At 29.7% G+C, this 11,555-nt stretch carries 8 protein-coding genes and 1 tRNA gene; 6 read left to right on the forward strand and 3 right to left on the reverse strand.

Annotation, left to right across the window (positions count from 1 at the left end):
• Positions 1-11 precede the first annotated feature (11 nt).
• Entirely contained in the window at positions 12-1,025 is a 1,014-nt protein-coding gene (gene galE, locus AWN65_RS02100) for a UDP-glucose 4-epimerase GalE (protein WP_060381655.1), read from the forward strand.
• Between the two features lie 66 nt (positions 1,026-1,091).
• Here galE and gpmI read toward each other — a convergent pair whose 3' ends face one another.
• Positions 1,092-2,609 carry a 2,3-bisphosphoglycerate-independent phosphoglycerate mutase gene (gpmI, locus tag AWN65_RS02105; protein ID WP_060381656.1) on the reverse strand — a complete coding sequence of 506 codons (1,518 nt, stop codon included), beginning with the start codon at positions 2,607-2,609 and terminating at the stop codon, positions 1,092-1,094.
• 1,064 nt (positions 2,610-3,673) lie between these two features.
• Here gpmI and AWN65_RS15130 point away from each other — a divergent pair.
• Together AWN65_RS15130 and AWN65_RS02120 are read left to right on the forward strand one after the other, a co-directional pair.
• Positions 3,674-5,191 (forward strand): hypothetical protein, encoded by a 1,518-nt coding sequence (locus AWN65_RS15130; RefSeq protein WP_235588338.1) that lies wholly within the window; start codon positions 3,674-3,676, stop codon positions 5,189-5,191.
• Positions 5,192-6,102: 911 nt separating this feature from the next.
• Positions 6,103-6,702, forward strand: coding sequence for a murein L,D-transpeptidase catalytic domain family protein (locus AWN65_RS02120; RefSeq protein WP_335338727.1), 600 nt, complete (start codon positions 6,103-6,105; stop codon positions 6,700-6,702).
• Here AWN65_RS02120 and AWN65_RS02125 read toward each other — a convergent pair.
• Positions 6,646-8,298: a L,D-transpeptidase family protein gene (locus tag AWN65_RS02125; protein ID WP_060381659.1), complete on the reverse strand. Its 1,653-nt coding sequence runs from the start codon at positions 8,296-8,298 to the stop codon at positions 6,646-6,648. The two genes, AWN65_RS02120 and AWN65_RS02125, sit on opposite strands and share 57 nt — an antisense overlap.
• A gap of 573 nt (positions 8,299-8,871) precedes the next feature.
• Here AWN65_RS02125 and AWN65_RS02135 point away from each other — a divergent pair.
• A tRNA-Gly gene (locus tag AWN65_RS02135) sits at positions 8,872-8,944 on the forward strand.
• 276 nt (positions 8,945-9,220) lie between these two features.
• Here AWN65_RS02135 and pepE read toward each other — a convergent pair.
• Complete coding sequence (gene pepE, locus AWN65_RS02140; RefSeq protein WP_060381661.1) at positions 9,221-9,928, reverse strand: dipeptidase PepE; 708 nt, start codon at positions 9,926-9,928, stop codon at positions 9,221-9,223.
• Positions 9,929-10,294: 366 nt separating this feature from the next.
• Here pepE and AWN65_RS02145 point away from each other — a divergent pair, with 366 nt between their 5' ends.
• Together AWN65_RS02145 and AWN65_RS02150 are read left to right on the forward strand one after the other, a co-directional pair.
• Positions 10,295-11,041 (forward strand): hypothetical protein, encoded by a 747-nt coding sequence (locus AWN65_RS02145; protein WP_060381662.1) that lies wholly within the window; start codon positions 10,295-10,297, stop codon positions 11,039-11,041.
• An 11-nt stretch (positions 11,042-11,052) separates the two neighbouring features.
• The gene (locus tag AWN65_RS02150) at positions 11,053-11,550 is read left to right on the forward strand and encodes a DUF6702 family protein (RefSeq protein WP_060381663.1); all 498 of its coding nucleotides are present in this window, start codon (positions 11,053-11,055) and stop codon (positions 11,548-11,550) included.
• Positions 11,551-11,555 lie beyond the last annotated feature (5 nt).

Genomic DNA, 11,555 nt, shown 5'->3' on the forward strand with positions numbered 1-11,555 from the left:
AATTAATTCTTATGAGAATATTAGTAACTGGAGGCTTGGGGTTTATAGGGTCTCATACTGTAGTAGAATTGCAAAACAAAGGTTTTGAGGTAATTATAATAGATAATTTGTCAAATTCGTCAATAGAAGTTTTACAACGAATTGAAAATATTACAAGTAAGAAACCTATTTTTGAAAAAATTGATTTACGTGATAAAAAATCAGTTCAAGATTTTTTTCAAAAATATCAAGATGTAAATGGAGTTATTCACTTTGCTGCTAGTAAAGCAGTTGGGGAAAGCGTAGAAAATCCATTGTTATACTATGAAAATAACATAAATACTTTAGTGTATCTTTTACAAGAATTACAACAAAAAACAGAAGCACATTTTATTTTTAGTTCTTCATGTACAGTTTATGGACAAGCAGAAGAAATGCCTATAACAGAAGATGCTCCTGTACAGTCAGCTATATCTCCTTATGGTAATACAAAACAAATAGGAGAAGAAATAATTGCAGATGTAACTAAAGTAACTAATATAAATGCTGTTTTACTACGTTATTTCAATCCAATTGGAGCACACCCTTCTACAGAAATAGGAGAATTACCATTAGGAGTTCCCCAAAATCTAATACCTTTTATTACACAAACAGCTATAGGGTTACGAAAAGAATTATCGGTTTTTGGAAATGATTATCCTACAGAAGATGGAACGGCTATTCGTGATTATATTCATGTAGTAGATTTAGCTAAAGCCCACGTTGTTGCCCTAGAACGACTTTTAGCTAAAAAGAATGTAGAAAAAGTAGAGGTGTTTAATGTAGGAACAGGAACAGGAAGCTCCGTGTTAGAAGTTATTTCTACTTTTGAGAAAGTATCAGGTCAAAAATTACCTTATAAAATTGTAGGAAGACGAGAAGGTGACATAACAGAAGCTTACGCCCATACAGCAAAAGCTAATGAGGTTTTGGGCTGGAAATCTCAATCTACCCTAGAAGAAGCATTAACAAGCGCTTGGGAATGGGAACAAAAAATTAGAAGATAATTAAAAAAAGGTTGTCCTAAAAGTAATAATTTAGATTCTTTTGGGCAACCTCTTTTTTGTAAGTATTTATAATAGAGATCTTCCAGTCATTACCTCGGGTTTAGAAATGCCCATTAATTCTAAAATAGTAGGGGCAATATCAGCTAAAACACCATCGTTTATATTTTTTAATTCTGGATCTATTAAAATAATAGGAACGGGATTTGTTGTATGAGCAGTATTGGGACTTCCGTCAGGATTTATCATAGTATCACAGTTGCCATGGTCAGCAATGAGTATTGTTGTGTAATTATTTTCTAAAGCAGTTGTTATAACCTCTTTAACACATTGATCCACTGCTTCACATGCTTTGATCGCTGCTTGCATATTTCCCGTGTGACCTACCATATCACCATTTGCAAAGTTAAGACACACAAAATCTACTGTTTCTTTTTTTAATTCTGGAATTAATGCGTTTTTTAGGTCAAATGCACTCATTTCAGGCTGTAAATCATAAGTGGCTACTTTAGGAGATGAACATAAAATTCGATTTTCACCTTCAAAAGGCTCCTCTCGCCCTCCAGAAAAGAAGAAAGTAACATGTGGATATTTTTCAGTTTCGGCTATTCTAATTTGTTTTTTATCAGTTTTAGATATTACTTCACCTAAGGTTTCTGTAATATTGTCCTTGTCATAAATAACGTATACATTTTTATAGGTTTCATCATAGTTGGTCATTGTCACATAATACAAGTCTAGATGATTCATCTTTTGTTCCTGAAGATCTTTTTGAGAAAGAACCTCTGTTAGTTCACGACCTCTATCTGTTCTAAAATTAAAGAAAATAACTACGTCGCCATTTTGTATTGTTGTTAAAGGTTCTTGATGAGCATCAACTAATACAATTGGTTCAATAAATTCATCTGTTATGTTATTAAAATAACTCTCTCTAATAGCGGTTACAGGGTCAGTAGCTTTTTTTCCTATGCCTTCTACCATAACGGAATACGCTTTTTTTACCCGTTCCCAACGCTTGTCACGATCCATAGCAAAATAACGTCCTGTTATAGTGGCAATTTTAGCTGCTGAACGTGTACAATACTGCGCTAAATCATCTATATGTTTTTCACCAGATTTAGGATCTACATCGCGACCGTCCGTAAAAGCATGAACGAAAACTTTTTTTAAACCATAATCATTTGCAGCATCCAATAGTCCTTTTAAATGATCTGTATGTGAGTGAACCCCTCCATCTGATACTAATCCTAAAAAATGTACAGGTTTATTGTTTTTTTTAGCGTACTCGTAGGCATTTAGCAGGACTTTTTCGTTATTAAGAGTCTTGTTTTGAACAGCTAGATTAATTTTAGCTAAATCCTGATATACTATCCTTCCAGCACCTAAGTTCATGTGACCTACTTCACTATTTCCCATTTGTCCATCAGGTAGGCCTACATTAAGTCCATCAGTTCGTAATGTAGCATTTGGAAATTGTGTATAAAGGGTATCTATAAAAGGAGTATTGGCTTGGTCAATAGCAGATACTTTAGGATCAGGTGATTTTCCCCAACCATCAAGAATCATTAGAATTACTTTTTTATTCATTTTTAGAAGTGTTATGTAAAACCTCAAAATTAGGAATTTGAAATCAAATATGATCTTTTAATTCGAACAGATTATAAAGCGGGGTTATCAAACGTTATTTTTTGTGAATTAGAGATCAAATTATGGATACAAATAAATAACTGTAATTATTGTAATTTTATTGATATAGGGTAAACTAAAAGAATGAAATAGTTTTTAATAAAAGGTAGTTAGACTATGAAATTAGACTGTTATTATCAACTATTTTTGTTTTTGTAAAAAAATGTTTAGAAAAGAGGATGATTATCACGTAGATTTTATTAAAAAACATTTTTAAAAGGGGATAAAAGATCTTAGACAAAGGTGTATTTCATCTGATAAATAAGTATTTCATCAAATTGTAAAAATAATACTTTCTGTAAATCAAATCTTTATTCTTAGAGAATTAAAGGGGTTTTGGGATAAGATCTGTTTTTGTTATACTTTTGTAGTGAATTTTAAAGAAATAAGGTTTTATGAGAAGTTATTTTGGTGTTTTTTTTATTTCTTATAAGGATTTGTTATGCTTAAGATTTAAGTAAGCTACTTTTTGAATATGATGAGGTAGGCAACCAGATTAAACGTTCTATTTGTATAAACTGCCCTAGTTTAAATAAAATAGATATAAAGTTAGTTGAGGAATTGGTATCGTCTGATTTACATCTGGTTTCGAGGGTGTAGTAATTCTCTTATTATTTCAATCCAGTTTACTAGCAGTCGTATTTACATAGGCAATCCATTCAAGGTAAATCAATTTGGTTATTCTGTTTAATTTTATTTTCGGGACAAGTATTACGTGCATCAACAAAAGTAGAACAAATGAATACCACGCTGTTTGAGTTTGGAAAATTGCCCAGAGAAATATATATATAATAGTGATGGAATACATCACAGGAGATGAAGAAAATACAATAATCACAAAGGAATGAGTTTTTGTAATTGAAATTAGGTTAAGAAGTAAAAATGAGATAATTATTAGAAATCAATTTTTTACTTTTCGTTCATAACCTTTAAACAAAATGAAAATTAAGATTTAAAAGAACAAAATGAAAATAAAAATTAAAGATTTAAGAACTGTATGTTTTGGACTAGTAGCTTCTTTAGGATACGGACAACAAGTTATTGATAATGTAGGTATTGGGTTAGGAGGTCCCAATTATGGTGCTAGAATAGATGTTAGTTCATTAAAAGGATGGAATGGAGCATGGAGTAGAGGTTTTCAAATAGGAGAAAACTCGGATCCAAACAATCTTAATTTAATTATGTTTGGAGGTAAGGGAACTACTTCAATAAATGGTGCTCCAACTTTAGATTATGGATTTATTGGTAAAGACTGGAACAAGGCATATATGACTTTTTTACCTAATGGTAATGTAGGACTAGGAAGTTATACCCCTGCAGAACGATTACATATTGTTTCTGGTAATTTTAGAATGGATGGAGGAGATCTAATGATTTTTAATAATGTTAACCGTTTAGTGGGGTATGATGATCGTATAAATTATTACATAGGAACTTACCCTGTATCAGGAAGTTCAGGGCTTGATTTACATTGGTTTGGAGGTATAAAATTTGGTACAGCTGTTGGTGATGCTATGCAGATTGCTGAAAATGGAAGTGTTGGAATAGGTACTGCTAAGCCTAGTGCTAAATTAGATGTTCAAGGGAATATTAAGTTTAGAGATGTCTTATCAACAGATGGTAGAATGCATATTAATGGAGGAGAGAAGTTATTCATTTTAAATAAAGAAGGGGTAATAATAGGAAAAGAGTGGGGAGGTAATGGAAATTTATATGTAGAAGGGCAAACTATTCTTACTGGAAACGTAGGAGTCGGTACAGATAATCCTTCGGAAAAAATGGAAGTCAATGGAGGATATATTAGAATTACAAATTCAGGTAAAGAAGGACCTGCTTTATCTTTATATAATCCAGAAAAAACAGAAGCAGGAGCAGTATGGAGAATGTATAATATGACAGGTCCCTATGGTAATAGCTTACAGTTTTGGAATTATCCTAATAATTTTTCAAATTCAAATCAGCGTTTAGTTTTACACGATAATGGAGATATGAATGTAAATGGGAATGTTACTTTAAGTAAAAATTTATATGCGAGCGATCTTGTATCAGGAGGAACTAATTCATGGATTTTTCATACGCCTGATGACGGTAGAAATACATTGCATATAGCACCCAATTCTGAAAACAATTGGAAATGGGATAAAGGTATGGTTATTAAAGCAGATGGTAATGTCGCACTACAAGGAAAATTAGAAGCCAAAGAAATAAAAGTAACCACTACCCCTACAGCGGATTTTGTTTTTGCCGACGATTATAACCTGCCCAAATTAGAAGAAGTAGAAAAACATGTAAAAGAAAAAAGACATCTACCCGAAATAGCATCAGCAAAAGAAATGGAAAAAGAAGGTGTGAACGTCGGAGCGTTTCAGATAAAATTATTACAAAAAATTGAAGAATTAACATTATATGTAATTCAACAAAAAAAACAATTGGAAATACAAAATAAGCGCATAGAAGAATTGGAGAAAAAAAACAGGAAGTAATAAGTTTTTTTAAAAATAATATAAAATTCTTCGCTTAATCCAGCACAATAACTATCTAGGAGCCATATTAGTAATAATTGATTGAAAAAGGGAAACTATTAGAAGAACGTGATTTTGACGCTTGGGGAAATTTAACACGTGGTATCATGCAATTATTGGATAGAGAGTATACCGGCATGAATATTTCGAAGAGGAAGGGTTGATTCACATGAACGGTAGGTTGTATGATCCTATTTTACGTTGATTTTTGAATACGGACAAAAATAGACAAGATCAGACCCATATATAGTGTTATAACAAGTATGGATACGTAATGAATAACTCATTGATATTCAATGAACCGAGTAGAGAGATTATGCCATTGCTTATTGCAGCGGGAATAGCAGCTACAATAGTTTTGTTTAGTTGTACCGCAATAACGTATTTTAAAGATGGAAGTTTAAAATATTAGAGTATAGGTAGTGCTTTAAAAGCAGCTTCTTTAAGAGCAGTTAGTGGAGCTATTACTTTTGGAGTAGGAAGTATTTTTTCTAGTGCAGTCTATTTTAGGACAGCCTTCTTATTTTACATCTTGTAGTAACTCCAAAAAAGTGTATCTGCATTTTTTCTTGGGAACAAAATCATCAAGATATTAAACAAGGTTCTTTTATTTCCCTTCAACCAAAAAGAATTGGATCATAAAAAAGAATAATAAATCGACAAAATGCAAAAAAAATCGACAAAATGCAAAAATAATTTGCTATGTCGATTTTTTTTTATGAAATTTGTATTATAGTAATAACAATATAAATAAAAGATTGTCAATGGTTTACAGATTTTTACCCCTTGTTTTGTTATTCTTAATGTCTTTTTCCCCAAAGACTACTAATAACGTGAGTTCTGACTTGGTAACGAGTAAAAGTAATTTTGCTATGTTAGCCAAAATTGAGATGATCTATTTTTCTTTAGACGCAAATCATTTGGCATTACCGCCTATGGAATGTTTTAAGAAAGCAATGTTTGGATATTATTCATTAAAAGAAAAAGGATTAATAGAAAAAGATGTATTAACGGTAATTGATTTTAGTTTATCATCAACTAAAAAAAGAATGTGGGTTATTGATTTGATTTCGAACAGAATTTTGTTTAATAATTTAGTTACACACGGAATGAAATCGGGAGTTGAGTTTGCTAGTAGTTTTTCAAATGAATTAAATTCTAGTAAAAGTAGTTTAGGGTTTTATATAACAGGAGAAACATATATAGGTAAACATGGTTTGTCTTTGAAGTTAGACGGTCAAGAAAGAGGAATTAATGATAACGCAAGAAACCGTTCCGTTGTAATGCACGGAGCCGAATATGCTAACCTAATAACAATAAAAAGGCAAGGTTATTTAGGAAGAAGTCAAGGTTGTCCAGCTATACCAGAATCTATTAAATACGATGTTATAAATGTTGTGAAAGATAAGACATGTTTATTTATTTATCATCCTACTAGGGCTTATGATATTGCTAGTAAATTGATCGCTTAATCGTAAGTATAAGTCAGGATCATATTCATAAATATCGTTTCTAAATTGTAATATTTCTTTATCATACCAAGCTGTAAAGTATAGAAAATGAATTCCAAAATTCTGACTTACTCTTACAGCTTTTGTTTCTTTTTTCTGAAGAATTGTGTCGATCTCTGCTAGTGAATAAGTTGGTACTTCTATTAATTTCTTCTTGTATATAGGAATTGTATTTTTTGTTTTATTTTTTTGAATGATTTCCTCTTTTACATACTTCTTTTTAAATTTGTCTTTTAATAAATATTCCGCTAATGGTAGTGGTTTTTCTATTCTAACACAGCCAGAACTCAAAGCACGGTATTGATTGATAAAAAGTTCTCTATGATTTGTATCATGCATATAAACAAGGTGTTTATTGCTGAAGTTTATTTTTACTAACCCCAAAGAATTATTATAGCCAGGATCTTGAACGTATTTATAACTTAATGCGTCTTCAGACTTCCACGAGTATGGAGGTATTTCCTTATTCTTAGAATTAAAAATTTTGATTTTGCTTTTATAAAAATAATTTTTACTTTTTGTAGCAGCAGGAATTAAATCCTCCTTTATAATTGTAGGAGGAACCGTCCATGTAGGATTAAAGACAATATTGTCAACTTTTGAAGACAGAATAGGCGTTTTACGTTTAGGTTGACCAATCACTACCTTATATGTTTTTATAGTATCGTTGTTCTCTACGAGTTGTAGTTGAAAATCAGTAAGATTAACGGCTAAAAAATTATTACCCAAATCTACAGGGAACCATCGCCATCTTTCAAGATTTACAAGTATTTGCTGTCTGCGATACTCCTTGCTGTAATTCAATGCTTTCAGTGTGCCTAAGCCTATTTTACCATCTGTTTGCAATCCGTGACGATTTTGAAATAAGATGATTGCTTTTTTTAAATTTTCATCAAATGTTTTATTAAAAAGAGTATCATTAGGTTTTAAATCGCCCCATAATCTTAGTCTTTTTTTAATTTTAGCAATTGTACTGCTATTTTTTAATCCAAAGTATAGTTTTTCATTTGGTTTAGGTTTTATAGTGTCAAAAACTTCATTCGGCATAGTATTAATTTTTAATAAAGCCTTTTTGAGTTGTTTGTAGATATGATGTTGTGGTTTGCTTACGTTAATTAAACTATCTATTTGCTTTTTTGCTAAAACGAAAGTTAATATTGAATCTGTTACTATAGGTTTAGGGATTATTTCCCAATCAGAATAGATTTCGTTAGCATTAAGCTTTCCATTTTTTAAATGAGAGCTATATTTAATCAGCGCGATAGTAAGTAGTTTATGATAACTTTCTTTCTGGTCAGAGGTTAGTATTATTGAGTCCTCGTATCTTAATAATTCAGAATAATGATAATCTTCTGGATTTAGTCCTTCTTCCGTAGATTTCCTAATAGCCTCTAATAATGCTATTCTATTTTTATCTAAATCCCAATTTTCTAATAAAGTTTCATTTTTTAAAGCATTTTGAATACTTTCTTCTGTTGAGAAAAGATTGGGATTTGTGTTGTTAGCACAACCTAAGTAGATCAAAACAGAAATAAATACGGGGTAAAAACTTTTCATAACTGTAAAATTTATTTATCATAGGTTATATTATACTTTACTAGTTTAACTTTGTTTATGTATGGTTTATAAAAAAATATAATGCTTATTTCACTATTAAGATAAACTTTTCTTAGAGGTTTTCTTTTCAAAAATTGTTCCAAATGGTGTCGTAATAATTCCCTGTAAAATTTTATTTTAGTAATAGTATTAAAAAAAGTAAAGTTTCTTGTAGGAAAGGAATGAGCGTGGTTTAATAAATTATTTTGAAAAGGAAAGATCAAAAAGACTGTTTTAAAAAAATAAATACAAAATAAATTGAAATCAACTTTTTTAGATAATTGTGAAATTGTAAGAAAAGTATTTCTTAATATTTTTTTTCTTATAAACACTTTATTTGTAATAAAGTAAGCTCGTTTTTTTAAAAGAATTTCTATGCTGATCATGATATACAAAAGTACAGTTTTATTAATAAGAGACTCATTTTAAAGCAAAATTTTTATCGAATAAATAAGTTGATGATCAAATTTTTTTAAAAAAAATAGATTTAAAATTTGCAGAAACAAAAAACATGCTTATATTTGCACTCGCAATGCGGAAGTAGCTCAGTTGGTAGAGCTCCAGCCTTCCAAGCTGGTTGTCGCGAGTTCGAGCCTCGTCTTCCGCTCAAAGCCTTGAAGAAATTCAAGGCTTTTTTTTTGGAATCAACTCTAAAATCCCTAGATTAGGGATCAAGTCCAAAATCTGAGGTTAAGAACAAAAGTGGGATTATGCAAAAAGATTGGATAATCCGAATAAGAAGAAATCCAGAATCAAGACTAAAAGTTGTGAGATAGATTAAGTATACAAATTTGTTAATCTAAAAAGTGCAAAATTTATATTTTGATGAATCGGATTCTGTATTTAAGAATCCGATCCATTCTGTTTTTTAAAATTTAAAAGATTATTTTAAAAAATTTAGATTCTCCCCAGGAGCCATTTCTACTGCAAACTCACCTGATCGGAAAAGTCTTGCTGTAAGTTCACCTCTTAAAAAAATATCAGAATTATAAACTTCTAACCAGCTTCCTTCTCGTAATCCTAAAACAGGAATTGTACTTAGCTTGTGAAATTCATTAATGCGGGTTTCTCTAGTCTCGCCCATGTGTGTAGAGCCTTCGATAGGATCTAGATAATGCGGGTTTAAATTAAAAGAAATTAGACCTAATGTGTCAAAACTAGGAGGTAAAATGATGGGCATATCGTTTGTTGTGTTCATTGTTTTTCCTCCAATATTACTTCCCGCGCTAGTTCCTAAATAAGGTGTTCCATTTTTAATGACCTCCTTTAAGATAGGAATTAGATTTTTTTCGTAAAGTTTATTTACTAACAAAAAAGTATTACCACCGCCTGTAAAAATAGCTTCAGCATTTTTTACTGCTTCTATTGCGTTTTCAAATTCGTGAATTCCATTTACAACAATTCCAATTTTTAAAAAAACTTCTTTTACTTTTGTAGTATATTCTTCATAGCTTATTCCATTCGGTTGTGCGTAAGGTATAAAAAGTAAAGATTTTACTTCATTAAAATGGTTGTTTAAGGTTGGAAGTAAATATTCTAAATAACCACCGTTGTATAAGGTGGATGTGCTTGCTAAAATAACTTTTTTCATTTCTTATAATTTGATTCAAATATACAGAATTAACAAAATTTTACTATTTCATTAATACTTTATTGACCAAAAAGTCAATTACTTTTACAAAAAATAAGCGAGTCTTGTATGAAAAAGAAATAAGATAGAGATTGTTAAAATCTTGATTTAAGAAAAACACGACAAATAAAAATAAAATACTTTATAATATAGTAAATACATGATAGGTGATTTTTTCTTTTTGTATTAAAGATTAAGAGAAAATATTTTAAAAAAAAATGCTCAGTCTTGGTATCTGAATATTTTTTGATAGATAAAAAATAAAAAAATGTAGACTTAAGATTTTTGCTTCTAACACTTGTCTTAAAGTTAATAAACCTAATAATAGTGAAAAATAAAATTATAATATTTCTTTTATTGGCCATTTTTCAAATAGGATTTTCACAGAACAAAACAATCTTAGAAGGAACAATTGTATCTGATTTAGGTGTTTTAGAATCCATTTTAGTAGTAAATCAAACCACTAAAAAAATAACCCAAACAATGGCAGGAGGGCAATTTCGTATAGAAGCAATGTTGGGAGATATATTGCTTTTTACTTCTACCAATATAGAACCTCTAGAAATTAAACTTAATAAAAATTCCTTTATACAAACTCCTTTAATTATAAAAGTAAAAGTAAAATCAATAGAAATAAAAGAAGTGCTAGTTAAAACACTTTCAGCTAAAGATTTAAGGATTATTAATAGTGAAGTGAAAAGTTATACTCCAGCAGAGAGAAAACTCCTTGAAGCAGGTACTTTTAAGTGGTATAGTCCGTTGTTGATTCCTTTAGGAGGAATGAGTATAACAGGTTTGATTAATAAAATATCAGGTAGAACAGCTCTCTTAAAAAAAGAATTGAAAATAGAACAAAATGAAATTAATCGCAAACAGTTGAAATCTATTTTTTCAAAAGATTTTTATGAAAAGGTATTAAAAATACCAGATGATTATTTAGAAGGTTTTTTAATTTATTGTTCTGAAAATCCAAATGTAATTGAAAAAATAAAAGCAAAAAATTATGGAGATTTGCGTTTTACATTAATTGATTTAACATTTAAGTACAAAGAAATAATAGCCGTTCAAAAATAATATTTTATAAAATGATCAAGAAAATAACATTCGTTTTGATAACTTTTTTGCTTTTAAGTTCCTTTATAGTTCATAAATTTTATGTATCTATATATCAAATTCATTACATACCCGAAAAAAAAAGACTTCAGATAACAAGTCGAATTTTTATAGATGATTTAAATCAAGCATTATCATCTAAATACCATGTGAAAACCGCATTAGGAGAAAAAGAAGAAACGGATAAAGACGTAGAGCTAATGAAGAAATATTTAGAAGAAACATTTAAAATTAAAATAAATGGAAAATTAAAACCTTTTCAGTTTGTGCAAAAAGAAATAGAAGCAAATGTGTTAATTGGGTATTATAAAATAGAAAATATATCAAAATTTAAAAGCCTTGAAATACAAAATAATGCCTTATTAGAGCTTAATGATGAACAGCAAAATATTATTCATGTAAATAATAAAGGAGTTAAAAATAGCTTTTTGTTTTCAGGTAATAATATGAATGGAATGTTAAAGTATTGATAAAA

This window comes from Flavobacterium covae, assembly GCF_001534645.1.
Classification (GTDB): domain Bacteria; phylum Bacteroidota; class Bacteroidia; order Flavobacteriales; family Flavobacteriaceae; genus Flavobacterium; species Flavobacterium covae.